The 26,141-nt window shown below is 68.0% G+C and carries 24 protein-coding genes and 2 pseudogenes; 14 read left to right on the top strand and 12 right to left on the bottom strand.

The window, feature by feature from the left end:
• The first annotated feature begins 21 nt into the window (after nt 1-21).
• The gene (locus GTV32_RS05470) at nt 22-846 is read left to right on the top strand and encodes a DUF3710 domain-containing protein (protein ID WP_161059263.1); all 825 of its coding nucleotides are present in this window, start codon (nt 22-24) and stop codon (nt 844-846) included.
• Nucleotides 847-864: 18 nt separating this feature from the next.
• Here the strand turns inward: GTV32_RS05470 and GTV32_RS05465 are convergent, their stop codons facing one another.
• Entirely contained in the window at nt 865-1,575 is a 711-nt protein-coding gene (locus GTV32_RS05465) for an alpha/beta hydrolase (protein ID WP_161059262.1), read from the bottom strand.
• A 115-nt stretch (nt 1,576-1,690) separates the two neighbouring features.
• Here GTV32_RS05465 and GTV32_RS05460 point away from each other — a divergent pair, with 115 nt between their 5' ends.
• A complete protein-coding gene (locus GTV32_RS05460; RefSeq protein ID WP_161059261.1) occupies nt 1,691-2,068 on the top strand; it encodes an OB-fold nucleic acid binding domain-containing protein in 378 nt (125 codons plus the stop codon).
• 112 nt (nt 2,069-2,180) lie between these two features.
• Entirely contained in the window at nt 2,181-2,819 is a 639-nt protein-coding gene (locus tag GTV32_RS05455; protein ID WP_237421711.1) for a DUF3159 domain-containing protein, read from the top strand.
• A 53-nt stretch (nt 2,820-2,872) separates the two neighbouring features.
• Here the strand turns inward: GTV32_RS05455 and GTV32_RS05450 are convergent, their stop codons facing one another.
• Together GTV32_RS05450 and GTV32_RS05445 are read right to left on the bottom strand one after the other, a co-directional pair.
• The gene (locus tag GTV32_RS05450) at nt 2,873-3,532 is read right to left on the bottom strand and encodes a TrkA family potassium uptake protein (protein WP_161059259.1); all 660 of its coding nucleotides are present in this window, start codon (nt 3,530-3,532) and stop codon (nt 2,873-2,875) included.
• A 19-nt stretch (nt 3,533-3,551) separates the two neighbouring features.
• On the bottom strand, nt 3,552-4,217 hold the full coding sequence (locus GTV32_RS05445; RefSeq protein WP_161062361.1) for a TrkA family potassium uptake protein: 666 nt from the start codon (nt 4,215-4,217) through the stop codon (nt 3,552-3,554).
• 297 nt (nt 4,218-4,514) lie between these two features.
• On the opposite strand from GTV32_RS05445, the gene GTV32_RS05440 reads away from it, so the two are divergent.
• From GTV32_RS05440 to dxs, 3 genes are all read left to right on the top strand, one after another.
• Complete coding sequence (locus tag GTV32_RS05440; RefSeq protein ID WP_343287217.1) at nt 4,515-6,527, top strand: APC family permease; 2,013 nt, start codon at nt 4,515-4,517, stop codon at nt 6,525-6,527.
• Entirely contained in the window at nt 6,524-7,861 is a 1,338-nt protein-coding gene (locus GTV32_RS05435) for a TRAM domain-containing protein (protein WP_161059258.1), read from the top strand. Before GTV32_RS05440 ends, GTV32_RS05435 begins: the two co-directional genes overlap by 4 nt.
• Nucleotides 7,862-8,025: 164 nt before the next feature.
• Entirely contained in the window at nt 8,026-10,011 is a 1,986-nt protein-coding gene (gene dxs / locus GTV32_RS05430) for a 1-deoxy-D-xylulose-5-phosphate synthase (RefSeq protein WP_161062359.1), read from the top strand.
• Nucleotides 10,012-10,028: 17 nt separating this feature from the next.
• Here the strand turns inward: dxs and GTV32_RS05425 are convergent, their stop codons facing one another.
• Nucleotides 10,029-11,309 carry a ribonuclease D gene (locus GTV32_RS05425; protein WP_161059257.1) on the bottom strand — a complete coding sequence of 427 codons (1,281 nt, stop codon included), beginning with the start codon at nt 11,307-11,309 and terminating at the stop codon, nt 10,029-10,031.
• An 18-nt stretch (nt 11,310-11,327) separates the two neighbouring features.
• A pseudogene (locus GTV32_RS05420) lies at nt 11,328-11,959 on the bottom strand (DUF3000 domain-containing protein).
• Between the two features lie 69 nt (nt 11,960-12,028).
• Between GTV32_RS05420 and hemE the strand changes: the two are divergent.
• From hemE to hemQ, 3 genes are all read left to right on the top strand, one after another.
• Nucleotides 12,029-13,096 (top strand): uroporphyrinogen decarboxylase, encoded by a 1,068-nt coding sequence (gene hemE / locus GTV32_RS05415; RefSeq protein WP_161059256.1) that lies wholly within the window; start codon nt 12,029-12,031, stop codon nt 13,094-13,096.
• Nucleotides 13,096-14,484, top strand: coding sequence for an FAD-dependent oxidoreductase (locus GTV32_RS05410; protein ID WP_161059255.1), 1,389 nt, complete (start codon nt 13,096-13,098; stop codon nt 14,482-14,484). The genes hemE and GTV32_RS05410 overlap by 1 nt, the downstream gene beginning before the upstream one ends.
• A gap of 84 nt (nt 14,485-14,568) precedes the next feature.
• Nucleotides 14,569-15,264 carry a hydrogen peroxide-dependent heme synthase gene (hemQ, locus tag GTV32_RS05405; RefSeq protein WP_161059254.1) on the top strand — a complete coding sequence of 232 codons (696 nt, stop codon included), beginning with the start codon at nt 14,569-14,571 and terminating at the stop codon, nt 15,262-15,264.
• Between the two features lie 29 nt (nt 15,265-15,293).
• Here hemQ and msrB read toward each other — a convergent pair whose 3' ends face one another.
• From msrB to GTV32_RS05385, 4 genes and pseudogenes are all read right to left on the bottom strand, one after another.
• Entirely contained in the window at nt 15,294-15,722 is a 429-nt protein-coding gene (msrB, locus tag GTV32_RS05400) for a peptide-methionine (R)-S-oxide reductase MsrB (RefSeq protein ID WP_161059253.1), read from the bottom strand.
• Nucleotides 15,719-17,008 carry a glycosyltransferase family 87 protein gene (locus GTV32_RS05395; RefSeq protein ID WP_161059252.1) on the bottom strand — a complete coding sequence of 430 codons (1,290 nt, stop codon included), beginning with the start codon at nt 17,006-17,008 and terminating at the stop codon, nt 15,719-15,721. The genes msrB and GTV32_RS05395 overlap by 4 nt, the downstream gene beginning before the upstream one ends.
• A gap of 74 nt (nt 17,009-17,082) precedes the next feature.
• Nucleotides 17,083-18,614: pseudogene (locus tag GTV32_RS05390) on the bottom strand (alpha/beta hydrolase).
• Nucleotides 18,615-18,737: 123 nt separating this feature from the next.
• Nucleotides 18,738-19,529 carry a pyrimidine reductase family protein gene (locus GTV32_RS05385; protein ID WP_161059251.1) on the bottom strand — a complete coding sequence of 264 codons (792 nt, stop codon included), beginning with the start codon at nt 19,527-19,529 and terminating at the stop codon, nt 18,738-18,740.
• Between the two features lie 35 nt (nt 19,530-19,564).
• On the opposite strand from GTV32_RS05385, the gene zapE reads away from it, so the two are divergent.
• Entirely contained in the window at nt 19,565-20,578 is a 1,014-nt protein-coding gene (zapE, locus tag GTV32_RS05380; protein WP_161059250.1) for a cell division protein ZapE, read from the top strand.
• 12 nt (nt 20,579-20,590) lie between these two features.
• Here zapE and GTV32_RS05375 read toward each other — a convergent pair whose 3' ends face one another.
• Genes GTV32_RS05375 through GTV32_RS05365 form a run of 3 tightly spaced genes read right to left on the bottom strand, consistent with a single transcriptional unit; the run spans nt 20,591 to nt 22,414 of the window.
• Complete coding sequence (locus tag GTV32_RS05375) at nt 20,591-21,151, bottom strand: GNAT family N-acetyltransferase (protein WP_161059249.1); 561 nt, start codon at nt 21,149-21,151, stop codon at nt 20,591-20,593.
• A 32-nt stretch (nt 21,152-21,183) separates the two neighbouring features.
• Nucleotides 21,184-21,822 carry a carboxymuconolactone decarboxylase family protein gene (locus GTV32_RS05370; protein WP_161059248.1) on the bottom strand — a complete coding sequence of 213 codons (639 nt, stop codon included), beginning with the start codon at nt 21,820-21,822 and terminating at the stop codon, nt 21,184-21,186.
• A 25-nt stretch (nt 21,823-21,847) separates the two neighbouring features.
• Complete coding sequence (locus GTV32_RS05365) at nt 21,848-22,414, bottom strand: VOC family protein (protein WP_161059247.1); 567 nt, start codon at nt 22,412-22,414, stop codon at nt 21,848-21,850.
• A 42-nt stretch (nt 22,415-22,456) separates the two neighbouring features.
• On the opposite strand from GTV32_RS05365, the gene GTV32_RS05360 reads away from it, so the two are divergent.
• The 4 genes from GTV32_RS05360 to GTV32_RS05345 are packed head-to-tail and all read left to right on the top strand — an operon-like array spanning nt 22,457 to nt 26,138.
• Nucleotides 22,457-23,098, top strand: a complete 642-nt coding sequence (locus tag GTV32_RS05360; RefSeq protein ID WP_237421484.1) for a TetR/AcrR family transcriptional regulator — start codon at nt 22,457-22,459, stop codon at nt 23,096-23,098.
• Between the two features lie 48 nt (nt 23,099-23,146).
• Nucleotides 23,147-23,548 (top strand): nuclear transport factor 2 family protein, encoded by a 402-nt coding sequence (locus tag GTV32_RS05355; protein ID WP_161059246.1) that lies wholly within the window; start codon nt 23,147-23,149, stop codon nt 23,546-23,548.
• Between the two features lie 26 nt (nt 23,549-23,574).
• Nucleotides 23,575-24,768 (top strand): acyl-CoA dehydrogenase family protein, encoded by a 1,194-nt coding sequence (locus tag GTV32_RS05350; RefSeq protein ID WP_161059245.1) that lies wholly within the window; start codon nt 23,575-23,577, stop codon nt 24,766-24,768.
• An 8-nt stretch (nt 24,769-24,776) separates the two neighbouring features.
• The gene (locus GTV32_RS05345) at nt 24,777-26,138 is read left to right on the top strand and encodes a phosphotransferase family protein (RefSeq protein ID WP_161059244.1); all 1,362 of its coding nucleotides are present in this window, start codon (nt 24,777-24,779) and stop codon (nt 26,136-26,138) included.
• Nucleotides 26,139-26,141 lie beyond the last annotated feature (3 nt).

Here is a 26,141-nt window from a genome sequence, read left to right as displayed (position 1 = left end):
ACTTCCCAAGGAGTACACGACATGGCACGAGATGAGCAGGGCGAGTTGCGGATCGGCTCGGCAGGCGGGCCCTATGACATCGAAGCTCTCGACACCCCCGCCGAGGAACTCGAGAACTCCCACCTCGACCTCGGCTCCGTACTGGTGCCGGTCGTCGAGGGAGGCCAGGTCACGGTGGAGATGTCCGCCGCGCACGAGCCGGAGGCCGTCTACCTCGTGACGCCGCACGGGCGGATCAGCGTGAGCGCGTTCGCGGCACCGAAGTCCCCGGGCCTGTGGCGTGAGGTCGTCACGGAGCTCGCGGCCTCGTTGCGGGAGGAGGGCGCGCAGGTGTCGATCGAGGACGGCCACTGGGGTCGCGAGATCGTCGCGACCGTCCCGGGTGCCGCCCATCGTTTCGTCGGCGTGGACGGACCGCGATGGATGGTGCGATGTATCGCCAGCGGCCCCGACGAGACCGCCGACGAGCTCGGCCGGCTCGCCCGGGCGGTCCTCGCCGAATCCGTGGTGCGTCGGGGAGACGAGCCGCACCCGCCGCGGGACGCACTGCCGATCGTGTTGCCGCCGGTCCTCGCCGAGCAGGTCGCCGCAGCGCAGCAGCAGATGCTCGACGAGCAGGGGCCGACCGACGAAACTGGCGGCCCAGCGGGTTCTCCGGACGATTCGGTTCCCGGCGGCGCACTCGAGCAGGTCGCGTCGGCCACCGTGATCAGTGAAGACGGCGCGCCGCCCGCGACCGCGGAGGAACCCGCAGCGACGGAAGAGCCTGCGGTGGAGGACGACGAGCCGATGCCACGCTCATCCGGCTCGGCGATGCAGCGCTTCCGCCGCAACCGGCGCGGCTGAGCCGGCCGACCATCGTCGTCACCTGATCCCGAGCCAGCCTCGCGCGCAACCGAATCCGAGAACGGCCGGATTGTCGCCCCATTCGGCGAGCGTCACCTCGGCCAGCGCCGATCTCGGCGCCGCGGCCGCCCATGCCCGGCCCACCTCGCCGGGGTGGACCGGATCGTCGGTGGCCGCGGTGATCGCCAACGGCGCGGTGAGGGTGGCGATCTGCGCGAGGTCGGGGGAGTGGAACTCGGCGGCGTCGGCCAGCTGCTTGCCGAGCCCGGGATGGAGTCCCCGCCACGAGCGGCTCAGTTCGGCTGCGAGCCAAGCCGGACTCGACGCCGCCATCGCGGCAATGGTCGGTTCGAGACCGTCGGCGGCCAGGGCGGCGACCGTGGCGCGGGCGCTCCACGCCGCGGGCGCATCGGCCGGGTCGCCGGTCCAGGCAGGCAGCGCCGCCCACACCCCGGCACATGGGTTGTGCAGCGCCCAGGAAAGCGCTATCGCGGCGCCGATGGACACGCCTCCCACGATGAGCGGTCCGGCGGCGTCGGCGATCTCGTCGAGGCTGCGGAGATGCCCATCGACCAGGTCCGTCGATGGCTCGAGCGCAACCAGTGTGAGCCCCATCTCGTCTGCGGCGGGGCCGAAGGCGCGGTGCACGTAATCAGCGTCGGAACCCGTTCCGGGAATGGCCACGATCGTGGTCGGCACCCTCCGATCCGAACCTGCTGTCTCGGGCATGTCATGATCATGCCCGACGTTGAACAGGGAGCAAGAAGAGGATTAGGCTGGCGGAGGCGAGCAGGGTCTTGCACTCAGCCCACTTCGCTCGCGACAAGTCACCCAGGAGGGTGTGATGGCTACCACCGGTTATCTCAAGCGGTTGACGCGCCGGTTGACCGAAGATCTCGGAGATGCCGACGCCGTACAGATCGCAGAGGAGTCACGTGCCACGGGCGCGCAGCGCGCCTCGGAGTGCTGTCGTGGTGACGAGGTGACGATGCACGGCGAACTGCGGGCGGTGGAGACCTGTTCACGCTCCGCCAAGGTCGGGGTGAAGGCGGAGTTCTTCGACGGCTCCGACACCGTGATTCTCAAATGGCTGGGCCGTAACCGGATCCCGGGAGTCGAGCCGGGGCGAAAGCTGACGGTGCGTGGTCGGCTCGCCGAACACGACGGCACCAAGGTGATCTACAACCCGTACTACGAACTCTATGGCTCAGACGACGAATGATCCGTCGGCTGGTGGCCCCGTCGACGACGCGGCCGGCGCCGGGAGGCGACCGGAGCGCGTCGACGATCCCGCCGATCAGAGCCCGCCGCCCGCACCGACGATTCTCGAGCAGATGGGCGGCGTGTCCGGACTGATCTACTCGACGGTGCCGATCGTGGTGTTCGTGCCCGTCAACGCGGTGTGGGGTCTGACCGCCGCGATGATCGCGGCCATCGCCGTCGCCCTGGCGATCTTCTGCGTGCGCCTCGTGCGCCGTGAGCCGCTCAACCCCGCCATCTCCGGCCTGATCGGCGTCGCGATCTGTGTGTTCATCGCCCACAGGGTCGGAGACGCGAAGGGCTACTTCCTCTTCGGCATCTGGACCACGCTCGCGTACGCCGTCGTCTTCGTGGCGTCGATCGTGGTGCGATGGCCGTTGGTCGGTGTCGCCTGGAACTTGATCAGCGGCGACGGGATGGCCTGGCGCAAGCATCGAAAGACCCTGCTCGCCTATGACTTCGCCACGGCGTTCTGGGCTCTGGTGTTCTTCGCCCGGTACCTGACGCAGTCGGAGCTCTACGACCATGGCAGCACCGGCTGGCTCGCGGTTGCGCGGATCTCGATGGGCTGGCCACTGACCGCGCTCGCCGTGCTGGCGACCGTCGTGCTGGTCCGCCGGGCGACGCGCGAAGAGGACCGGATGGACGCCGTCGACGAGGCGACCGGTGCAGACAACGACACTGCCGGGATCGCCGACAACCCCTCACGCTGACACGTTCGAGCCGGGGCCGCCGCGCAACGGCGGGTTCGGCCGGGGTCGGTCCCTCAGTGGATCTGCATCGCCTGGTGCAATGCAGGCTCGGCCTCGGCGGGGGCGATGAACACCAACTCGTCGCCACCCTCGATGGCGTCGTCACTCTGCGGCACGATCACACGGCCGCCGCGCAGGATGGTGACCAATGCCACGTCGCGCGGGAGCTCCAGCTTCCGCACCGGCTTGCCTGCCAGGCTGGTGTTCGGTGGGAGGGTGAGTTCGACCAGATTGGCCTGGCCCTGACGGAACGTCATCAGGCGGACCAGGTCTCCGACCGATACCGCCTCCTCGACCAGCGATGCGAGGATGCGGGGCGTGGAGACCGCGACGTCGACACCCCAGTCGTCGTCGAACAACCATTCGTTGCGCGGATCGTTGACCCGGGCCACCACCCGGTTGACCGCGAATTCGGTTTTCGCGAGCAGACTCACGACGAGGTTGGCCTTGTCGTCGCCGGTCGCCGCGACCATCACGTCGAATGTCTGTAACGACGCCTGCTCGAGGTTGCTCAGTTCACAGGCGTCGGCCTGTACCCACGTCGCCTCTCGCACCGCATCCCGATCTATGTGGGACGGGTTGCGCTCGAAGAGGGTGACCTCGTGCGAATTGATCAGGAGCTCACGGGCGATCGAGCGCCCGACTGCGCCGGCACCGGCGATGGCGACCTTCATCGTGTGTTCTCTCTCACCCTCAGTCAGAGGTGCGGTATGGGGCCAGTGCGGTTGCACGGGCATTGGCGAGATTGTCGGTCAGTGTGGCTGCGTAGATGAGATCTTCTTGTTGGAGAACGGTTTTCACGTCCGGTAGGACTGGTCTGCCCAGCCGGGTGAGGAACGCGATCCGAGCGCCGGTCTCCTCCTGGAACTTCCCGACGGTCACGCCGATCCACGTTTCGTCGATGTCGAGTTGGGCGATGGCCAACGCGCCCGACGGGTCACGCCACGCAGTGGTCGTCGACGTCTCGCCGAGCGCCGAGACGAAGCGCTCGGTGGTCCAGGGCACGGTCGCCACTGTCGGGATGCCGAGGCGTTCGTAGACCTCGGCGCGTTTGGCGTCGTAGATGCGTGCCACGACTCGTTCGACGCCGAAGGTCTCCCGCGCCACCCGCGCCGCGATGATGTTGGAGTTGTCACCAGAGGAGACCGCGGCGAACGCGTCGGCGGTCTCGATCCCTGCCCTGGTCAGGACATCCCGGTCGAATCCGACCCCGATCACGGTGGTGCCGCGGAAGTCGGGACTGAGGCGGACGAACGCAGAATGATCGCGGTCGATGATCGACACGGTGTGGCCGCGCTTCTGCATCGCCATCGCCAGCGACGACCCCACGCGCCCGCAACCCATGATGACTACCTGCACGTCCATCCTCTCCACGGCCTCGGCGTCCGAGTCGGTGCCCGACGCATACGCGTTGGACGCATCGAACCTACCCGCACGGGTGAACCCGCGCGCGAGACCACCGATACCGTGTCGCGACCTCGGGTGGCCCGGGCCTGTGGCCCCTTGTGGCCCGGGCCTGTGGCCCCTTGTGGCCCGGGCCTGTGGCCCCTTGTGGCCCGGGCCTGTGGCCCCTTGTGGCCCGGGCCTGTGGCCCCTTGTGGCCCGGGCCTGTGGCCCCTTGTGGCCTTTGTCTACTACACGCTCTAGTGTTGCCTGGTGTCCACCGTGTCCAAGGTGTCCGTGGCGACGAAACGTCTGCTGCTCGGCCGCCCGTTCCGTAGTGACAAACTGGGTCACACCCTGTTGCCCAAGCGCATCGCGCTTCCCGTCTTCGCCTCAGATGCCATGTCGTCGGTGGCCTACGCGCCGCAGGAGATCTTCCTCGTCCTGTCCGTCGCGGGTCTGAGTGCGCTGACCTTCACCCCGTGGGTCGCGCTGGCCGTCGCCGTGGTGATGATCGTCGTCGTCGCGAGCTATCGGCAGAACGTGCACGCCTATCCCTCCGGCGGCGGCGATTACGAGGTGGCCACCGTCAACCTCGGCCCCAACGCCGGTCTGACGGTCGGTAGCGCACTGCTGGTCGACTACGTGCTGACCGTCGCCGTGTCGATCTCGTCGGCGGCGGAGAACATCGGTTCGGCGATCCCGTTCGTGTCCGAGCACAGGGTCTGGTTCTGTGTCGCGGCGATCGTGTTGATGGCCGCGGTCAACCTGCGCGGCATCAAGGAGTCGGGCACGGTCCTCGCCATCCCGACATACGCGTTCATCATCGGTGTTCTCGCCATGCTCATCTGGGGATTCATCGAGCTGGTCATCCTGAACGAGCCGGTTCGGTCGGAGGCTGCGGATTTCGGCATCCGTCCCGAGCAGGATCATCTCGTGGGGATAGCCTTCGTCTTCTTGATCGCGCGGGCGTTCTCCTCCGGTTGTGCGGCGCTCACCGGTGTCGAGGCCATCAGCAACGGCGTCCCGGCCTTTCGCAAGCCCAAGTCCCGCAATGCCGCCACGACACTGTTCCTTCTCGGCGCGTTCTCCATCACCTTGCTGCTCGGTATCGTGTTGCTCGCCCAGCGGATCGGCGCGAAATATGTGATGGACCCGGCCACCGACCTGATCGGCGCTCCCGAGGGATATCAGCAAAAGGCGATGATCGCTCAGCTCGCCCATGCCGTCTTCGATTCCTTCACGCCCGGCTTCTACTTCGTCGCGACGGCCACCGCGCTGATCCTGTTGCTGGCCGCGAACACCGCGTTCAACGGATTCCCGGTGCTCGGCTCGGTGCTCGCGCAGGACCGGTTCCTGCCGCGCCAGCTCCACACCCGCGGTGACCGGCTCGCATTCAGCAACGGGATCCTCTTCCTGGCGCTGGCGGCCATCATCTTCGTGGTCGCGTTCGGCGCTCAGGTCACGTCCTTGATCCAGCTGTACATCGTCGGCGTGTTCGTGTCGTTCACCCTCAGCCAGACCGGCATGGTGCGGCATTGGACGCGTCACCTGCGTACCGAGACCGATCCGCGCGCCCGGCGGCGGATGATGCAGTCGCGGGTGATCAACTCGATCGGCCTGGTGATGACGGCGAGCGTCCTCGTGGTGGTCCTGATCACGAAGTTCCGTGCCGGGGCATGGATCGCGATCCTGGCGATGGTGGCTCTGTTCGTGGTGATGAAGCTGATCCACCGGCATTACGCGACCGTGCAGCGCGAGCTCGAACTCGAGGAAGACGAACCGGTGTTGCCCAGCCGGACCCATTCGATCGTGCTGGTCTCGACGCTGCACCTGGCGACCAAGCGTGCGGTGCTGTACGCCCGCGCCACCCGGCCCGACGTGCTCGAGGCGATCACGGTGAACGTCGACGACCGCGACACCCGCAAGCTGGTGTCGCAATGGGAGGCGAGCGACATCACCGTGCCGCTCAAGGTGATCGCCTCGCCGTACCGCGAGATCACCCGCCCCGTCATCGAGTACGTCCGACGGGTGCGGCGCGAATCGCCCCGGGACGTGATCACCGTGTTCATCCCCGAGTACGTGGTCGGGCACTGGTGGGAGCAGATCCTTCACAACCAATCCGCGCTGCGTCTCAAGGGGCGGCTGCTCTTCGAGCCGGGCGTGATGGTGACCTCGGTCCCGTGGCAGCTGACATCGTCGGATCGCCTCAAGAACCGAGACCTCGCATATTCGGCTCCCGGGGACACCCGTCGTGCCCTCGGTGGTGACCCGGAGCAGCGATGAACGAATCCATCGGCAGGGCAGGCGGTGTGGGCGCCGAGCTGATCGTACGGCTGGACCGCCCCGCCAACGGCGGCGAGTCGGTCGGTCGGGTGGACGGTCGCGTCGTCTTCGTCCGTGGCGCCATCCCGGGTGAGCAGGTCCGCGTGCAGATCACCGACGACCGACGGGAGAGCTTCCTGCGCGGGGAGGTGGTCGAGATCCTGGAGCCGTCGGCGCACCGCATCGACACGCCATGCGACGCCGCACGTCACGGGGCAGGCTGCTGCGATCTCGGGTTCGTCGAGCCCGGGCACGCGCGAACGCTGAAGGGACAGGTCATCCTGGATGCGCTTACGCGCATAGGCCGGTTCTCGGTGGCCGATCTCGACGGCATCGACGCGGGCACGGTCGCGTCGCTGGGAGATGACGGCACCCACTGGCGGGTGCGGACCCGACTCGGTGTCGATGCCGAGGGTCGCGCTGGGATGCACGCGTTCCACGGCTCGTCCATCATCACCGATCACCCTTGTGCCGCACCTGAACCCGGAATGGTCGACGGACTCGACGCTTACACCGTCACGCCCGGAGCGGATCTCGCGGTGGTCGCCGACATGGACGGACGTCGCCACATCACCGAACTCGCCCCACCTCGTGTGCATGCGCGGCGAAGCCGACCCGGTACGCGCGGTCGGACGCAATCGATACGCAGGGGTCGCGAGGCGCCCCGCGCCCAGCGGGTCGTCGAGGGTGATCCCATGGCCGCCCATCGGGTGGGGGATCGGATATGGCAGATTCCGGTCGCGGCGTTCTGGCAGGCACATCGCGCCGCACCGTCGGCCTATGCGCGCACCGTGGTCGAACTGCTGGCCGGCGTGGAGCTCGCGGCCGGGCCGGAGCCGCTCGTCGCGTGGGATCTCTACGGCGGTGCCGGCGTATTCGCCGCGGCGATGCTCGACGCCCCGGGCGATGGACTGGAAGCCATCGGAACCGTGCACGTGGTCGAGTCCGATACGGCCGCCGTCTCGGCCGCCGAGCGGACCTTCGCCGACGATGACCGGGTGGTCCTGCATCCCGGTGACGTCGCCGGCGTGGCGGCCGGGCTACCCACGCCCGACGTGGTGATCCTCGACCCGCCCCGCACCGGCGCGGGGGCAGCCGTGATCGATGTGGTCGCCGATGCCGACCCGGCGGTGATCGTTCACGTGGGCTGTGACGTGGGACGGTTCGCGCGTGACCTGGCGCTCTTCGCCGAGCACGGGTACCAGCCCCGAGTGATCCGCTCCTTCGACGCGTTTCCGATGACACACCATGTGGAGGCCATCGCCTGCCTGGTACCCGCGCACCGCGAGATGTGACGGACTCGTCGCCCGAGCGCCGCCTTGCGGGGCGAGGACCCTGCGCAGGGTCCGTAGACTGTTGAGCACATGACCGTGTGTGCCGAATGGGCCCGGATATGCCGATCGCGCCGACAGCCCGGCGCGCTCACGGACCGGGCCGTGGACTTGTGATGGAGGATTCGATGGGCGTGCTGGACACGATCGGATCGCCGGCCGACCTGCGGACGCTGTCGTCGGAGGAGATGATCACCCTTGCGGGCGAGGTCCGCGAGTTCCTCATCGCAAAGGTCTCGGCGACCGGTGGCCACCTCGGTCCCAATCTCGGAGTGGTTGAACTGACGCTGGCGTTGCACCGCGTCTTCGACTCACCGACCGATCCGATCATCTTCGACACCGGCCACCAGAGTTATGTGCACAAGATCGTCACCGGCCGTACCGCGGGTTTCGACACCCTCCGCCAGAAGGACGGGCTGACCGGGTATCAGGACCGGGCCGAGAGCGAGCACGACTGGGTGGAGTCCTCGCATGCGTCGGCGGCGCTGTCGTATGCCGACGGGCTCGCGAAGTCGTTCGAGCTCACCGGGCAGGACACGCGCACGGTGGTCGCGGTCGTCGGCGACGGCGCTCTCACCGGCGGTATGTGCTGGGAGGCGTTGAACAACATCGCCGGGGGTGACCGCCCCCTCGTCGTCGTGGTCAACGACAACGGACGCTCCTATGCGCCGACGATCGGCGGGCTGGCACGACATCTGTCGGGCCTGCGTCTGCAGCCCGGATATGAGCGGTTTCTGGACGAGAGCCGCAGAGCGGTCAAGCAGTTGCCCATCGTGGGTCCACCGGCCTACGCGGTCCTGCACGGTATGAAGAGCGGGTTGAAGGATCTCATCGCGCCGCAGGCGATGTTCACCGACCTGGGACTCAAGTACGTCGGTCCGGTCGACGGACACGACATCGGGGCGTTGGAGTCGGCACTCGGCCACGCGAAGGCCTTCGGCGGCCCGGTGATCGTGCACACCGTCACCCGAAAGGGGATGGGTTACGCGCCGGCGGAGAATCACGAGGCCGATCAGATGCACTCGACCGGCGTCATCGATCCGCGGACCGGGCGCGCCACGAGTGTCTCACCGCAGGACTGGACGTCGGTGTTCTCGGCGGCGCTGGTCGAGGCGGGTGGGCGTCGCGACGATGTCGTCGCCATCACGGCGGCGATGCCCGGTCCGACCGGCCTGACACCGTTCGGCGAGAGATTCCCGGATCGTATGTTCGACGTGGGTATCGCCGAGCAGCACGCGATGACCTCCGCGGCCGGTCTGGCGCTGGGCGGGATGCACCCGGTGGTGGCCATCTATTCCACGTTCCTCAACCGCGCGTTCGATCAGTTGCTCATGGATGTGGCCCTGTTACGCCTCCCGGTCACCCTGGTTCTCGACAGGTCGGGGATCACCGGCCCCGACGGTCCCAGCCACCACGGCATGTGGGATCTGTCGTTGATGTCACTCGTGCCGGGTCTGGCTGTGGCGGCGCCCCGCGACGCCGTACGCCTGCGTGAAGAGCTCGACGAGGCGCTGGCGGTCACCGATGGCCCGACAGCGCTGCGGTTCTCCAAAGGCGCTGTACCGGAGGATATCCGGGCGGTGGAGCGTCTCGACGACGGCGTCGATGTGCTGTACCGGTCCACGCCCGGTGTCGGCGAGGCGTCCGGTGATGTCCTGATCGTCGCGGTTGGTGCGTTCTGCGCACTCGCGGTCGACACGGCGCAGCGGCTCGGACAGCAGGGCATCGACGCGACAGTGGTGGACCCGCGGTGGGTGTTGCCGGTTCCCGCGTCGATCGCGCCCCTCGCGGCACGGCACCGGCTGGTGGTCACGTTGGAGGACAGCGGTGTACGCGGTGGCGTCGGGTCGGCCGTCAGTGACGCGCTGTCGGAGGCCGACGTCGCGGTACCAGTACAGCACCGCGGCATCCCACAGGATTTCGTCACACATGCGTCGCGCGGCGAACTGCTCGCCGAATTCGGGCTCACCGCACAGGATCTGGCACGCACCATCACCGCGACGGTGGCCGGTATGCAGGCCGTGCCGGGCCTCGATGACACGGCCGACCTCGGTCACCACGCAGAGAATGCGAACGTCGAGCCGTCGAGCCGGAGTTCGGAACCGGACGCCTGAGCGGAGACCGCCGAGGGTCAGTCGCTCGGATCGGCAGTTGTCTCGTTGAGCGCGTCGGCGATCGCCGACGCGCACAGGTCACGCTGCCACTGTCGGGCGCCGAGCGCTGCCAGGCGGTGATCCACCGCGTCAGTGCCGGCGGGGAGATCGACACCATCCCAACACAATTGGCGAACCGTGTCGGGTGCGAGCAGGTTCTCGACGGGGAGATTGTGCGCCCCGGCGATGTCGCGGACCAGCGGTCGCACTTTCGCTGCACGGGCCGCCGCCTCGGGATTGCGTTGATCCCATCGGTTCACCGGCGGCAGCCCGACCGTCGGTGACCTACGCGACGGCAGTTCGTTGTCCGGCAGTTCACGGGCCCGGTGTAGGGCCTCGAGCCAGATACGGGCCTGCCGGCGTTGCCGCGGGCCGCCGAACACCGGCAACCCCAGGAGTTCGGACTGTGTCGTCGGATCTGCGGTGGCCGCGGTGACGATCGCAGAGTCGGGCAGGATACGTCCGGGCGCGACATCGCGACGCTGCGCGAGCTCTTCGCGCGCGGTCCACAACTCCCGGATCGCCGCCAGCGTCCGGGTGCTCTTGATGGTGTGCAGATTCGACGTCTTGCGCCAGCGGTCGGTTCGCGGCGGGGGCGCCGGCCGATCGAGTACCGCCTGGAACTCCTCCCGGGCCCAGGCCGACTTCCCCGCCTCGACGAGGGCGGCCTCCATCGCGTCACGTAACTCCACCAGGACCTCGACGTCGAGCGCCGCGTAGTTGAGCCAGTCCGCGGGAAAGGGGCGTCGCGACCAGTCGGCTGCGCCGTGCCCTTTGACCAGGCCGAGACCGAGGAATTCGGCCACCATCGCGGCGAGATTCACCTTGGCCAGGCCGAGCAGTCGGCCGGCCAATTCGGTGTCGTAGAGGTTCCGGCAGACGAATCCGAGTTCACGCAGGCACGGGAGGTCCTGGTCAGCGGCGTGCAAAACCCATTCGGGGCCGTCGAGCGCGGCGATGACGGGTGCGAGCGCGTCCGGGTGTTCGATCGGATCGAGCAGAAATGTGCCCGCTCCCAGCCGTCGGATCTGGATCAGGTATGCCCGTTGCGAGTAGCGGTACCCCGATGCGCGCTCGGTGTCGACCGCGATCGGTCCGTCGGCGTCTGCGATCAGCGCGGCCGCCTCGGCGAACTCGGATGGTGTGGTGAGCACCGGAGGGACGCCGTCGGAGGGCCGGAGAAGCGGGACGGTGGGCGGCTCGGCGGCCACATCGTCGGGCTCACTCCGGCCGCCGGGCTGATCGTCAGCGGTCGTCATGGCCGGACCCGCGGCGACTCAGATCGAGCCCAGTTCGGTGACACCGGCCGGTGGGAGACCGGCGGCAGCGGAGAGGACATCACAGAAAGCCTCGAGATGGGTGCCGAGGTCAAGGCCGGTCGCCGTCCACGAGGCGCGGAGTTCGAGCTGATGCGCCCGCGGCGGACCGGCGATGTCGCCGTAGCGCACCGACGTCGTGGAGGTCACGGTGCCGCCGAGGGCGGTCACCTCGACGTCGCGGTCCGACGTGGACGCATCGGTGGTTGCTGTCTCGCCCGGCGGCACGCCGAGCGCGTCCGACAGCCAGCTCCAGGCCACCTCCGGCAGCAGCGGGTCCATCGCGAGCGCCGCCTCCACCTCGGCCTGGATGTAGGCGACCAGGCGCATCGTCCCGTTCCAGGCCTCCTGGCCCGCCGGGTCGTACAGCAGGATCAGACGCCCGAAGGAACTCCCGGTCGAGTCGACCGGGATCTCGTCGGGATCATCGGCACCGGGCCGGACCTCAGCGCCCACCGCGTAGCTGTAGGGGGCCAATCGTTGCGGGGGCGGATCGGACCGACCTCGATTTCCGGCCGGATCCGCGCGGCGTGCAATGACTCGACCGCGGTGCGGAAGTCAGCAGGCTCCGTCGGAGCTCCAGAAGAGGTCACCGTTCGACGGTAGGGCGGGCCACCCCACCGTCGTCGGAGGCGCGCCGACACATGGCAGAGTAGGCACTGATGTCCGAGACAACGCGATCCCAGGCCCGCCGTGCGCACCATCGTCCGCTCGTCGCCGCGGCCACCGGTGAGACCCCCAGCCGTCGACCGGTGTGGTTCATGCGCCAGGCAGGACGATCCCTGCCCGAGTATCGCGCCATCCGGGCCGACCACGGAATGCTCGAGTCGTGTTTCGACTCGGCCCTGGTCTGCGAGATCACCATGCAGCCCGTGCGCAGGCACGACGTGGACGCCGCCATCTTGTTCTCCGACATCGTGGTGCCGCTGAAGGCGGCCGGCATCGACCTCGACATCGTGGCCGGCACCGGTCCGGTGATCGCATCGCCGATCCGCACGACCGCCGACGTCACGGCCCTGCCGCGCCTGGAACCGGAGTCCGTGGGCGCGATCGCCCGCGCGATCGAGCTGCTCCTCGACGAACTGCCGGAGGCGGCGGCGCTGATCGGCTTCGCCGGCGCGCCGTTCACGCTGGCGTCATACCTGATCGAGGGTGGACCGAGCCGCAACTACGCGCGTACCAAGGCGCTGATGCACGGTGAGCCGGAGACGTGGCATGCGTTGATGGGCCGGCTCGCCGACATCACCATCGCCTTCTTACGAGTCCAGCTCGACGCAGGTGTGGACGCGGTCCAGCTGTTCGACTCGTGGGCAGGCATGTTGTCCCTCGCGGACTACCAGACCTTCGTGGCGCCGCACAGTGCGCGTGTCTTCGCCGAGATCGCCGGCTACGGGGTGCCGAGAATCCACTTCGGCGTGGGTACGGGCGAGCTGCTCCGCGCGATGTCCGATGCCGGTGCCGACGTGATCGGCGTCGACTGGCGGGTACCGCTCGACGAGGCGGTGCGTCGGGTCGGCCCGGGGAAAGCCGTCCAGGGCAATCTCGATCCGACGATGCTGTTCGCCGGACCCGACGTCGTCGAGCGTGAGGTTCGCCGGGTGATCGCAGACGGAGAGCGTGCGGTCCGGGCGGGCGCGACCGGGCACATCGTCAACCTCGGTCACGGTGTGTTGCCCGACACCGACCCCGACGTGCTCACCCGGGCCGTCGAGTTGATCCACACGATCTGATGGTCCGGGTCGCGGTCGTCGGAGGTGGCATCTCCGGACTCACGGCGGCCTACCGCCTGCGACGGGCACTCGGGCACGACGCGCAGATCGACCTCTTCGATGCGGGTGACCGGCTCGGCGGCGACCTGCTGACGACGGAGGTCGGTGGCCGGCGGGTCGACGTGGGAGCTGAGGCGTTCATCGTCCGCCGACCGGAGGCGCTGGACCTGATCGGCGAGCTCGGACTGGCCGACCGAGTCGTGGCGCCGACGCCGCGACGTCCCGCGGTCTGGGCCGGGGGACGCCTGCACCCGATGCCCACGCCCGCCCTGATGGGGATCCCGGCAGGTGCGGAAGCTGTTGCCGGACTGGTTGATCCGGCCGATCTCGACCGAATCCGGGCCGAACCCCACCGGGGCCTGGATTGGAGTCCGGACCGCACACCGACAGTCGGCGAGTTGGTGGCGGAGCGATTCGGTCCGTCGGTGGTTGCGCGCAGCGTCGATCCGATGCTGGGCGGCGTCTACTCGAGCCTGGCGGGTGACATCGGGCTGCGCGAGTCGATCCCGGCCCTTGCGGCAGGCCTGGATGCCGGCGCGCCGAGTCTGTCGGCGGCGGTGGCCGACCTGACCTCGCGCGCGACCGGTTCGGGTCCGGTCTTCGGGGCGTTGATCGGTGGCTACTCGGTACTTCTCGAGACGTTGGTCGACGCAGCCGGGATCGAACCGCGGAACTGTTCGTTCGTCACCGGATTGGCCCCGCGACCGGGGGGCTGGACGCTGGAGATCGGTGACCACACCGTCGACTACGACGGGGTTGTCCTCGCGATCCCGGCCTGGTTGGCCGGTCACATCATGCGCAGATCGCTGCCGCATCTCGCCACGCCGCTGATCGCGGTGCGGCGCGCCTCGTCGGTGGTGGTGTCCATCGCGCTCGAGCCGGGCACACGGCTACCGGAGCATTCCGGCGTGTTGGCGGCCACCGGGGACAGCTTGCGCGCCAAGGCCTTCACCTTCAGCTCGCAGAAGTGGCCGCACCTGTCCGACGATGATCGCCCGGTGTCTGTGCGTGCCTCCTTCGGTCGGTTCGGCGCCCCCGTACCCGACGACTGCGTCGAGGAAGGCGTGGACGACCGGATTCGTGCCGAGGCGGTCGACGATCTCGACGAGGTGTGCCGGGCGGCGGGAGTCCCGCAGCCGTCGGGTCGCGTGACCGACGTGTTCGTGCAGCGTTGGACAAACGGCCTGCCGGTGTATGGTCCGGGCCACCTCGCGGCCATGGCCGAGGTTCTGCGGTCGCGACCCGCACGTCTCACCTTCGCCGGTTCCGCGTACGCCGGGGTGGGCGTCCCGGCCTGCATCGGCCAGGCGGGGCGTGCGGTGGCCGACCTGCTCACGGATCTCGCCTGACCGAGCCGATCGTCCGCGGGGCCCCGGCACCCGGCGATGTGACCTGCCTTCCCCGGATTCGGCCGCCGGTGGCACCATGAACCCATGAGCCGCTTGGACTATGCAGAACTCAACGCCACTGTTCGCTACCTGATGTTCTCGGTGTTCGCGGTCAGGCCCGGCGAGCTGGGGGCCGATCGCGATCAGGCGAAGGCCGACGCGACGGACTTCTTCAAGTCGCTGGAGGACGCCGGGGTGGTGGTGCGCGGCGTCTACGACGTGTCCGGCCTGCGCGCCGACGCCGACTTCATGATCTGGTGGCATGCCGAGGAGGTCGAGCAGCTGCAGGCGGCGTATGCGCGATTCCGGCGGGAGACGGTGCTGGGGAAGGCCTGTGATGCAGTGTGGAGCAATGTCGCACTCCATCGGCCGGCGGAATTCAACAAGAGCCACATCCCGGCGTTCCTGGCCGGTGAGGAACCGGGTGCCTACATCTGCGTCTACCCGTTCGTCCGGTCCTACGAGTGGTATCTGCTGCCCGACGAGGAACGTCGCAAGATGCTCGCAGATCACGGCATGGCCGCCCGCGCGTACAAGGACGTCCGGGCCAACACCGTGTCGTCGTTCGCTCTCGGCGACTACGAATGGTTGCTCGCGTTCGAGGCGCCGGAACTGCATCGGATCGTCGATCTCATGCGTGACCTGCGTGCCACCGAAGCACGTCTGCACGTGCGCGAGGAGACCCCGTTCTTCACGGGTCCGCGGGTCGAACCGACCACGTTGATCGACGCGCTGCCCTGAGGGGCGGCGCCGGCAGGCGTGTTCGGGTCTCAGTCCTCTGCCGGTTCGTGCGTGAGGCTGATCGAGTTGATGCAGTACCGCAGATCGGTCGGGGTGTCGTAGCCCTCGCCCTCGAAGACGTGCCCGAGGTGACTGCCGCAATTGGCGCACAGCACCTCGACGCGGCGCATGCCGAGCGAGTTGTCGGCGCGTTCGATGACCGCGTCGCCGGCGAGCGGGGAGAAGAACGACGGCCACCCGCAGTGCGACTCGAACTTCTGCTCGCTGCGGAACAGCTCGGCGTCACAGGCACGGCAGCGGTAGACGCCGACGGTCGTGGTGTCGGTGTACTCACCGGTGAACGGAGCCTCGGTCCCGGCCTCGCGGAGCACGCGGTACTCCTCGGGGGTCAGCCGCTCACGCCACTGCTCATCGGTGATGTCGGCGGCGTCGGGATCGGCAGGACGATTCGAGGTCATTTCTCCACGGTAGCCACTGCGCCACGATCATCGCCACCGCCGCCGGATGTCTCGCCGCCGGCCGGGGCCGCGGAGGAGCTCGACGCGGCGTCGTCACCGAGTGCGGTGACGCCGTCCCGGCGCATGTCGAGGTATCGGAACAGCAGCGAACAGAAGACCGCGATCATCAGCAGCGACCAGCCCCAGGTGACCTTGTTGAACTCGAGCTGGCGACCGAACGCCTCCCATCGCACCGAGTAGAACGAGTCGAAACTCATGCAGCCGTACACGCCGAGCCACGCCGGCCAGTTGCGCATCGTCGACCCGGACAGGAACACCGTCATCAACAGCGGGAACAGCAGCATCGAGTAGTAGCCCTGGCCGAGTGCGCCGACCAGGAAGGTGGTCACCAGCAGCACCCCGGACGACGTGGTGAGCCACAGCAGTTCGTCGGTACGGCGGTAGTAGCGGTAGAGGAACCAGAGCGCGAACACCGCCATCACCACGAATGCGACGCGGAGCAGGATGATCAGCCAGTCCGCGACCCCGAAATAGGCGCCGTTGCCGGCGATCGAACTGTTGTAGTAGTCCCGGGCCTCGTTGAGGTAGGGCATCGTCCGGGTGATGAAGTCCTTCGGATCGACCACCAACGGCCACGCCACCACGGTCAGCACCACCGGGATCCCGATCGCCGTGACCAGGATCCGCCACTGCCGGTTGAGCAACGGCAGCAGCAGAAGTGGCAACAACACGGGTTTCACCGCGACGGTGAGACCGATCGGGACGCCGGCCCACAGATCTCGGCGCCGCATCATCAGCAGCATGAACGCGAGCATGCCGAGCAGGACGAACGAGTTGAAGTTCGTGAAGATGAGGGTGTGCGCCACCGTCTCGGTGCTGAAGAAGAAGAACAGGATCACCGGCACGACCCACGACCGCGCAGAGAACCCGAACAGCTTGGCGAGCAGGTAGGCGCTTGCGATGAGCGCCAGAACGCTGAGCGCGATGAACAGCCAGCGAGCGCGCTCCGGATCGATGATCGCCATCGGCGCCATCAGCAGTGTTCCCGACGGCGGGTACAAGTAGTGCGGATCGACGGTGTTGAAGTTCTCGCCGTAGACCGGTTGGCGATTCAGGAACTGCAGCGCAGCCTGGTACACGGGCTTGAAGTCGTCGGTGCGGTCTCCGTTGACACCGAGGATCACCGAGCGGTGGAAGATCATCATGATGGTGATCGGCCACAACACCAGCGGGATGATCCGCTGCGCACTCATCTGCGGGTGGAGGTACCTGTCGAGAATCGCCACCCGCGAACCGTACTACGTCTGCGCGCCCGCATTCGCACAGCCTGTGCCGTCGGCCGTGCTGCCGTGCAGGTCGATCAGGTCGGGCACCCACGTTCGGTGGGTTCTCCGAGGGGCCGATCTCCGAGGTACTGGGTCACGGTGTCGGCTGCGCATCCGCTGCGTGCCAGCACGGAGTAGCCCAGTCCGTCCCAGGAGACAGTGGTAGGCGTGACGCCTGCCTTGATGAACAGTGCCTTGAGTGCGTCCGCGCCGCCGGCACCGTTGACCGGATCGTTCGCACCCGCGAGCACCAGGGGGTCGACGGGGAGAGCGTTGGGTGGATTGACCGGCGTCGATGACGCCCAGCCGTTGCATCGCAGCATCGACAGCGCGCTGTCGGCGCCGGTGAGCGGGTTCTGCTTGGTCCATGCATCGATCAATCCGGGAATCTCGTTCTGGCCGACCGGGCCGCTGACGTCGTTGCAGCGGGAGACCAGCTGTCCGTCGCCGGTCCGCAATCCCTCCGCGCGCCGGACGAGCCCGGTCAGGGCGCCGGTGTCGCCACGATCGGCGGCGGAGATCGCGGTGGCCAACTCGGTCACCGCCTGCGGTCGGCTCGGGGACAGTGCGATGGCCGTCGTGATGGCCGAGAGGGCCTGCGTATCCGAGATGTCACCGAGACGTCCGGTCCGTCCCTTGACGAGGACATCGCCGATGGTCGACAGGCCGTCGGCGCCCAGCGGGCAGGAACCGGCGCTCGCGCAGCTCTGTGCGAACGTCCGGAGGGCGGCCTGCACCCCCGTCGCCTGCGTGGCGGCACGATCACGCGCGTTGGCCCCGAACGGGGTGGGGGTGTCGAGGACGATACGTCCGGCGCGGCCCGAGTAGTTGCTGGCATAGGAGAGCACCACGTCGGAACCCTCACCGACGCCGATGAGCCCGAGATGATCGACGCCCCAACGGATGCGCAGGGCCTCGATGTCGGCGGCCGCGAATCCCGCACCGAAGTCGAGCTGATGCGGGGTCAGGGTCTCGGTGCAGCCGTCCGACGCCGACGATGCGGCCCGGGCCAGCCGGCTGATGCGCTCGGACTGGTTCGACGACCCGGCGTCGGGAAGACCGTTGCGACTCATGGCCGACCGCTCGATGCGGGTCATGCAGTCGAGGTCACCGCTCATGGGGGTGCCCCTACGGTCGATTGCCACCACCGGGTGCTGCGACAGCAGGTTGCGGCCGGGCCCGGCCGCGAGCAGAAGGAGCGTCCGCGACGACGGGAGATCCGACCCGGAGGTGAGCACCAGTGGCGCAGCATCTTTCGGGGTGGCGGCCACCGCCGTCCGGGTCAGTGCGACCGAGAGGGTGTCGCCGGTCGGGTTGTTCGGGTTGACCGGTACGTCGAGCTCGGCGCATTCGACGGAGACCCCGCTGGGGCGGGGACGCCGAAACGAGCCGCCGTCGGCCGTGCGCAGTCTTTCCAGTCGAGGTCCGACCGGGGCGCCGCGAGTGCCGGAAGTGCGGGGGCGGCCTTCGACGACGACGTGGCCGCGTCGCCGGCGCCATCCCCGCCCGTCACGGCGTCCGGTCCGATGTCGGGGCCGATCGCACAACCCGCCAGCCCTATCACCATCGCTGTCGCCGCGGCCGCGGCCGCGAACAGCATCGCGGCGGACCGTGATCCGATGCCGTCGGCGTGCCGCCGGGGTGCTCGTCGCATGTCCGCGAGCCTAGTCATGCCGCCCGGGCATACCCGTCACGGCTCCTCGGCCGAAGCGCGGACCCAGCGGATGAACACGAAGCCATCGTCGTCGGTGATGATCGTGACCGGGCGCATCCGATGGAGGCCCGCCTGGGCAGGGTGATGCGCGATGCGTCCGGCGTCACCGGCCACCGCGTTGGGGCTCGTGGTGACACACAGTTCGTCGAGGACGTCGTCGTCGATGAACGATCCGAGCAGGGTGGGACCCCCCTCGCTCAGCGCGCGCACCCAGCCCCGCTCGGCGCAGACGTCGAGGACCATCTGCATGTCGACGTCGTCGTCGCCGCAGTCGATCACCGTCGCACCGGCGTCGCGAAGTGCGGCGCGCCGATCCGCGGACGCCGACCGGCAGGTGAGGACCACCGTGTCGGGGTGCGCAAGGGGTGCGAAGTCGGTGGGGATGGACAAGGTGCGTGACAGTAGTGCGAGGGCCGGGGCGGGCGCCTGGTCACGTTCGGCGCGCATGGCGGCGAACACCTCGTCGGGTGCAGGCCGGTGATAGCCCTCCACGACGGCGGTGCGCGCACCGACGATGATCACGTCGGCCAGTGCCCGCAGCACCCGGAAGACCGCCTTGTCGCCCGGGCCGGCGAGGTCGCCGGAGCGGCCGTTGTGGGTGACCGCCCCGTCGATCGAACTGATCATGTTCACCCGCAGACAGGGACGGGGCAGACATGGTGGGGACGCGGGTCGGTCCGGATACGCGTACTGCGCGGCGAGCCACCGCAGGGTGGACGCCTCATCCTGCGTCGATGTGACCTGGGTCGCTTTCTGGAGACCGAACATGAGTCCATCATGTCCGAGGTGGATACCCTCCCACTATGACGGCACGACTCTGCGATCGAAATCCGATGGTCGCCCCCGAGGCGCTCATCGACGAGATGGTGCCACCGTCGACGTTCGACACGGTCAGCTTCGACTCGTACATCCCGGATCCGGCCGAACCCTCCCAGGCGCAGGCGGTGTCGAAGGCCCGGGATTTCGTCGCCCGCGCGAGCAAGGTCCGCGGCGGCAAGCGCGGCCTGTTCTCGCGCAAGTCGACAAGCGAGGGTGTCGGCCTCTACCTCGACGGCGGCTTCGGTGTCGGCAAGACCCACCTGCTCGCCTCGATCTACCACTCGATGCCGGAACCGAAGGCGTTCGCGACCTTCGTCGAGGTCACGCACGTGGTGGGCGCTCTCGGGTTCGTCAACGCGGTCGAGCGGCTCGCCGATCACACGGTGTTGTGCATCGACGAGTTCGAACTCGACGACCCCGGGGACACCATGCTGGTGTCGCGTCTCTTGACCGAGCTCACCGCAAAGGGCGTCTCGATCGCCGCGACCTCCAACACATTGCCCGGCCAGCTCGGCGAGGGCCGGTTTGCCGCGCAGGACTTCCTGAGGGAGATCCGCAAGCTCTCGGCGGTCTTCGAGACCATCCGGGTGGACGGGCCCGACTACCGGCACCGAGACCTACCGCCCGCCCCGGAGCCCCGTGGTGACGCGGAACTCGAGGAGGTCGCCGCGGCGACACCCGGGGCCACTCTCGACGACTTCGACGCGCTGTGTGATCACCTGAGCACGCTGCATCCCTCGAAGTACAAGGCCCTGGTCGACGGCGTCTCGCTGGTGTGCATCGAGGGTGTGCACCCGGCGAAGGATCAGTCGGTGGCGCTGCGTCTCGTCGTGCTGGCCGACCGCCTCTACGATGCCAACATCCCGGTGACCGTGTCGGGGAGCAAGCTCGACGAGATCTTCACCGACGAGATGCTCGCGGGCGGGTATCGGAAGAAATATCTCCGTGCCACCTCCCGCCTGCTCGCGTTGTCGAGGTTCGCCGAGACCACTGTCTGACCGGAGGGCCGGTCACGTCAACGGCTGCGCCAGGATGAAGTCGTGCTCGATCGAGCCGTTCAGGTCGAAGGTCTTCACGCCGACGCGGGTGAAGCCCATCTTGGCGTAGAAGCGTTGTGCGCGGACGTTCTCCTGGTTGACGCCGAGCCACGCCAGCACACTCCCGCGCTCTCTCGCCAGATCCAGTGCGGCACGCATCAATGCGTGTGACGGGGGAGTGCCGCGCCCCAGCGCGTGGTGGGTGGGTGCGACATACATCTTGGAGATCTCGGTGACCGGCCGCTCGGTGACCACTGCCGCGACATCGGGGTGGGTCGGGGCGCAGTGGTGGATCAGTGCGTAACCCACGATCGGGCCCGCGATGCCGTCACGCGCCGTGAGGACATCGCTGTCGGGACTGTGGATGTGGTCGGCGAATCGTTCCGGGTGCAGGTTCTCCCGGATGAACCCCGCGATGTCGTCGGCCGTCGAGTGCGGCGGGCATGCCAGAGGGAACGTGGCAGCCGCCACCTCGGCCACGGCGCCGGCCTGGGCCGGGTCGGTGACGGTCTCGATCACTGCTTCGACAGGCACATCGGCAATCTACGCCCAGGATGTTCGGGCCCTCACTCGCCCGCCAGATCGGCCGACAGGTCGGCCACCTCCACTCCCTCGGGGACCTGCACCTCGGTGATCCGCTCCGGGACGTTGTCGAACTCGAGTTTCAGGGCTTTGCTCATCGTCGCGTGCATGTCGTACATCGCCGTGATGTAGGTCAACTGGAGGATCTGATCCGACGGGAGGTGTTCGGTGAGGACCTCGAAGACCCCGTCCGGCACTCGGCCCCCGTCCAGGACCAACGCGTCGGTGTAGGCCAGGACTGCCCGCTCGAGCGGCGAGAACAGTTCGCTGACCTGCCACGCGGGGATGGCCGCGATCTTCTCCTCCGGCATCCCCAGCGATCGCATCTGTTTGCAGTGCTGGGAAAACACGAACTGGCTCCCGCGCGCATACCCGGCCCGGCCCTGACCCAGCTCGCGCAGCAACGGATCGAGAGTCGCGTTGCGGTACAGGGCAAATCCGCGCACCGCGTGACGGAACACCTCGGGGGACTGGGCGAAGACCGTCCACCAGTCGCCCGGTGTCGCGTGAATGGTGCCGTGGTCGACCGCCGGGTCCCGGTCCTTTCCGAACAGGTGGTCGTAGAAGAAGAGGATCTTCTCGTCGGTGACGTCGGCGCGACGGACCTCGGGCAGGCGTGGCATCGGGTTCCTTTCGGGGCTGTACAGGTCAGTTGGCGGCGTGAACGTGGCGGTCGGCCGCCGTCTTGGGTTCGTGAGCTACGTCTGCATCGGTGAATTCTCTTGTCCAGCAGGCAAACTCCAGCAAGACTCCATCGGGATCCTGGAAATAGAACGATCGGACGAAAGTGCCCGGGTGGACGTGGCGGGAGACCCCGGCCGGGCTGTCGTCGTGATTGAGGACGGGGCTGACCGCCACGCCCTCGGCTTCGAGGCGGGACCGGTACTCGTCGAACTGTTCCGGCGGGACGGCGAATGCGACATGGTTCATGGAACCGACGGCACTGGCGAGTTCGCCCTCGTCCGGCCGTCCTTTGGGGGCGGCGATGCCGGGGGCGGCATCCGGCGAGTCCGCGAGCCAGAAGAACGCGACGGTGTTGCCGCCACCGCAGTCGAAGAAGAAATGTTGTCCGAGCCCGGCAGGCAGATCGAGGGTCTTGACCAAGGGCATGCCGAGCACGCCCGAGTAGAAGTCGATCGTCCGGCGCATGTCGGCACACACCAACGCCAGGTGATTGATGCCGCGCAGTTCGAACTTGGGGTTCGTGGTCGACATGGAGCTCCTTCCCGAACATGACTTGACTGTCATGTCATCTTCTTGGAGAGTCTCGAACGTGGCGAAGTCATCTGTCAACACCCCGACAGCAGATGTGGATTCGCTGTCGCCGCGGGGAGGGCGACACGTGATGCGCTGCTCGACGCTGCCACGCGGGTCTTCGAGCGTGTGGGTTTCCTCGACGCCCGGGTGGAGTTGATCGCACAGGAGGCCGAGGTCTCCTACGGCACCTTCTACCGGTACTTCGAATCCAAGGAAGACATCTTCCGCGAACTGAGTACGCGGCTGTTCAACGATGTACACCTGCGCGAACCGGTGGCCCCCGGCCGGACCCCTGCCGAGCGGCTGATCGCATCCAATCGCGCCTATTACCAGGCCTATCGACGGAACTCGCGCATGATGGCGATCGTCGAACAGGTCGCGACCTTCAACTCCGACTTCCGAGAGTTGCGTCACCAGCACCGGGCGCAATGGATCGAGCGCACCGCCGCCGCGATCTCGCGGTGGCAAGACGAGGGTCGGGCCCGCGCCGGCATCGATCCCACCATGGCAGCGCGTGCGATGGCCGCGATGGTCGATCACAGCCTCTACCTGTGGCTCGTCCAGGGCGAAGACGCGGACGAGACGAAGCTGCTCGACACTCTCGACCAGATGTGCCTCGGGGCATTGGGTATCGACGACTGAGAACACGGGTCGGTCGCCGAAGGGCGGCCGTGAGGAACGGAGACAGCGATGACGATCGACGAGCTCGCAGATCGCTTCTTTGCGGCGATCGAGGCCGGGGACACGGCGACGCTCCGCGCGATGTACACCGACGACGCGATGATCTGGCACAACGAGGATCGGTCCGCACAGACCGTCGACCAGAATCTGCGAGTGCTCGGCTGGCTGTCGCGGACAGTCGCCCGACTCCGATACCGCGACGTCCGCCGCATCGTCCATGACTCAGGGTTCGTGCAGCAGCACGTGCTGACCGGTGTCCTCGACGACGGCACCGAGCTGTCCATCCCGGCGGCCTTGTTCGTCGACGTCACCGACGAGATGATTTGCCGTATAGATGAATACGTCGATTCCGCCCACATCGCCCCGTTGCGTGCCATGGTGGCCCGAGACCGTGCGGCCGGGACACGATGACCGGCCCCCATCAGAAAGTGACCACGATGACCGATCCGGCGACCTCTGCACCCGGCGACGATCTCGCCCGACTGTGCGCCCGTATGCGCGCATTCATCGATGACGAGGTGATACCCCGCGAGCACGAGCTGCTCGGCGAAGACGATGTCTCGGCCAAGGTGCTCGACGAATTGCGCTCCCGCGCCAAGGACCTCGGCCTGTGGGCGCTCGGCCACCCCGCGGAGGTGGGCGGCGGTGGCGTGCCGTTCATGGACTTCGTCTATCTCAACGAGATCATCGGACGCTCGGAATTCGGCCAGCTCGCGGTCGGTTCGGTCACCATGCAGGACACCATCATGCTGCACAAGCACGGTACCGAGGAGCAACAGCGTCGATGGATCCCCGGGATGGTCGCCGGTGACGTGTTCCCGTCCGTCGGCCTGACCGAACCCGAGGTGGCCGGATCCGATCCGACGCTGATCAACACCAGGGCCGAACTCGACGGCGACACCTGGGTGATCAACGGCCACAAGTGGTTCACCACCGGTGTCAACCACGCGGCCTATTGCTCGGTGTTCGCGCGAACCGAGGACGAGTCGGTTCCGCGGCATTCGCGGATCAGCTCGATCATCGTGCCCACCGACACCCCGGGATTCGAGATCGTCCGCGCGATTCCGACCATGGGGCATGATCCGAGTGACCATTTCGAGGTCCGTCTGACCGACGTCCGGGTGCCGAAGGAGAGCCTTCTCGGCGAGCGGGGCAAGGGCTTCGTGATCGCGCAGGACCGGCTCGGGCCCGGTCGGATCTTCCATTGCATGCGCTGGCTCGGCCAGGCCCAGCGCGCCTACGAACTCATGTGTGAGCGTGCCAATTCGCGCTACGTCCACGGCTCGTTGCTCGCGGAGAAGGGCGAGATCCACCGCTACGTCTCGGAGTCGGCGGCCGAGATCCAGGCGGCCCGGCTGATGACCCTCGACGCCGCCCGGGTGATGGACACCGGTGACGATGCGCGGGTCCAGATCGGCCTGATCAAGTTCTGGGGCGCACGGATGCTCCACAATGTGATCGACCGGTCGATCCAGGTGCACGGTGCTCTCGGCCTGACCGCCGACACCCCGCTGGAACGGATGTACCGGCATGCCCGATACGCACGCGTCTACGACGGCCCCGACGAGGTCCACCGGATGTCCACCGCGCGACGGTTGCTCCGCGACCCCGATGCCGCGCCGTGGCGGTGACCACGACGATGACCGACAGCGACCAAGCACTCGGCGCCGGGATCGCGAAAGTACTGACCGACTCCACCGGGGGTGAGATCGTCGTCGACGAGGTGCGCCGACTCACCGGTGGCGCCAGTCGTGAGACCTGGGCAGCGCGGGCGCAGACCGATGCCGGCGAACGCACAGTCGTGTTGCGGCGCGACCCGCCCGGTCATGGTGAACCGGCACGGATGCGAGCCGAGGCCGCCTGTCTGCGGGCGGCCGCGGAAGCCGGCGTTCCGGTCCCGACGCTGATCGCCTCGGGTGACGATGCCCCGGGTATCGACGCGCCCTTCCTCGTGACCGACATGGTCGAGGGCGAGGCGATCGCCCGGAAGATCCAGCGCGACGACGCGTTCGCCGCGGTGCGCGGGCACCTCGCTCGGGACATGGGACGGGTACTGGGACTCATCCACCGCACTCCCACCGACACGCTCGACATGCTCGACGATCCCGACCCGGTCGACCTCATCGAGTCGATCTACCGCGACGTCGACGAGCCGCGGCCCGCGGTCGAGACCGGGCTGCGTTGGCTGCGCGAGCACCGGCCCGTCCGTCGGCCGAACACCTTGGTGCACGGTGACTTTCGCATGGGAAATCTTCTGATCGACGACTCGGGCATCCGGGGGGTGCTGGATTGGGAACTGGCGCACCTCGGCGACCCGATCGAGGACCTCGGATGGCTGTGCGTGCGCGCCTGGCGCTTCGGCCAACGAGCGCCGGTCGCCGGGATCGGCTCACGGGAAGATCTGCTGGACGGTTACGGCGACGTCACCGGTGACCGCCCCGACGCCGCCGAGCTGCATTGGTGGGAGGTCTTCGGGACGCTTCGATGGTTGGTGCTCAGCCGATTTCAGGCCTACCGGCACCTCAGCGGTGCCGAGCATTCGCTGGAGCTCGCGGCCGTGGGCCGTCGGGTCTGTGAATCCGAGTACGACCTGTTGCTCGCGCTCGGTTTGCTCGACGAGAGTGTTCACGACGTGGCCGTCGAAACTCGGACCAGCACGGTGCACGACCGGCCTGCGCTGACCGAGATCGTCGACCTGGTGTCCGAGGCGCTGCGCACCGATGTGCTCGGCGCGCTGCCGCCCGACCGGGGACGTGAGAAGTACCTGCTGAAGATCTGCCTGAATCTTCTCGGCATGGTCGACCGCGAGATCGGCAGCAGCGCCGATCACGCCACAGTGGCGCAGGCCTTGGGTGAGGCCGGCGTCGCCGACGAGGTGACGCTCGCCCAGGAGATCCGGGCAGGAACCGTCGATCCGACCACGGCAGGTATTCGGCGAGCGATGTCGGCGGCGGTGTTCGCCCGCCTCCGGGTGGCCAATCCCCGCCATTTCGTCTCGTAGCCG

The sequence above is a fragment of the Gordonia sp. SID5947 genome (assembly GCF_009862785.1).
GTDB lineage: Bacteria > Actinomycetota > Actinomycetes > Mycobacteriales > Mycobacteriaceae > Gordonia.
This window is presented reverse-complemented; position numbering and strand designations above follow the sequence as displayed.

Coding starts and splice junctions, on each gene's coding strand:
- GTV32_RS05470 (WP_161059263.1), top strand. CDS start 22: ATGGCACGAGATGAGCAGGGCGAGTTGCGGATCGGCTCGGCAGGCGGG.
- GTV32_RS05465 (WP_161059262.1), bottom strand. CDS start 1,575: ATGCCCGAGACAGCAGGTTCGGATCGGAGGGTGCCGACCACGATCGTG.
- GTV32_RS05460 (WP_161059261.1), top strand. CDS start 1,691: ATGGCTACCACCGGTTATCTCAAGCGGTTGACGCGCCGGTTGACCGAA.
- GTV32_RS05455 (WP_237421711.1), top strand. CDS start 2,181: ATGGGCGGCGTGTCCGGACTGATCTACTCGACGGTGCCGATCGTGGTG.
- GTV32_RS05450 (WP_161059259.1), bottom strand. CDS start 3,532: ATGAAGGTCGCCATCGCCGGTGCCGGCGCAGTCGGGCGCTCGATCGCC.
- GTV32_RS05435 (WP_161059258.1), top strand. CDS start 6,524: ATGAACGAATCCATCGGCAGGGCAGGCGGTGTGGGCGCCGAGCTGATC.
- dxs (WP_161062359.1), top strand. CDS start 8,026: ATGGGCGTGCTGGACACGATCGGATCGCCGGCCGACCTGCGGACGCTG.
- GTV32_RS05425 (WP_161059257.1), bottom strand. CDS start 11,309: ATGACGACCGCTGACGATCAGCCCGGCGGCCGGAGTGAGCCCGACGAT.
- hemE (WP_161059256.1), top strand. CDS start 12,029: ATGTCCGAGACAACGCGATCCCAGGCCCGCCGTGCGCACCATCGTCCG.
- GTV32_RS05410 (WP_161059255.1), top strand. CDS start 13,096: ATGGTCCGGGTCGCGGTCGTCGGAGGTGGCATCTCCGGACTCACGGCG.
- hemQ (WP_161059254.1), top strand. CDS start 14,569: ATGAGCCGCTTGGACTATGCAGAACTCAACGCCACTGTTCGCTACCTG.
- msrB (WP_161059253.1), bottom strand. CDS start 15,722: ATGACCTCGAATCGTCCTGCCGATCCCGACGCCGCCGACATCACCGAT.
- GTV32_RS05385 (WP_161059251.1), bottom strand. CDS start 19,529: ATGTTCGGTCTCCAGAAAGCGACCCAGGTCACATCGACGCAGGATGAG.
- zapE (WP_161059250.1), top strand. CDS start 19,565: ATGACGGCACGACTCTGCGATCGAAATCCGATGGTCGCCCCCGAGGCG.
- GTV32_RS05370 (WP_161059248.1), bottom strand. CDS start 21,822: ATGCCACGCCTGCCCGAGGTCCGTCGCGCCGACGTCACCGACGAGAAG.
- GTV32_RS05365 (WP_161059247.1), bottom strand. CDS start 22,414: ATGTCGACCACGAACCCCAAGTTCGAACTGCGCGGCATCAATCACCTG.
- GTV32_RS05355 (WP_161059246.1), top strand. CDS start 23,147: ATGACGATCGACGAGCTCGCAGATCGCTTCTTTGCGGCGATCGAGGCC.
- GTV32_RS05350 (WP_161059245.1), top strand. CDS start 23,575: ATGACCGATCCGGCGACCTCTGCACCCGGCGACGATCTCGCCCGACTG.
- GTV32_RS05345 (WP_161059244.1), top strand. CDS start 24,777: ATGACCGACAGCGACCAAGCACTCGGCGCCGGGATCGCGAAAGTACTG.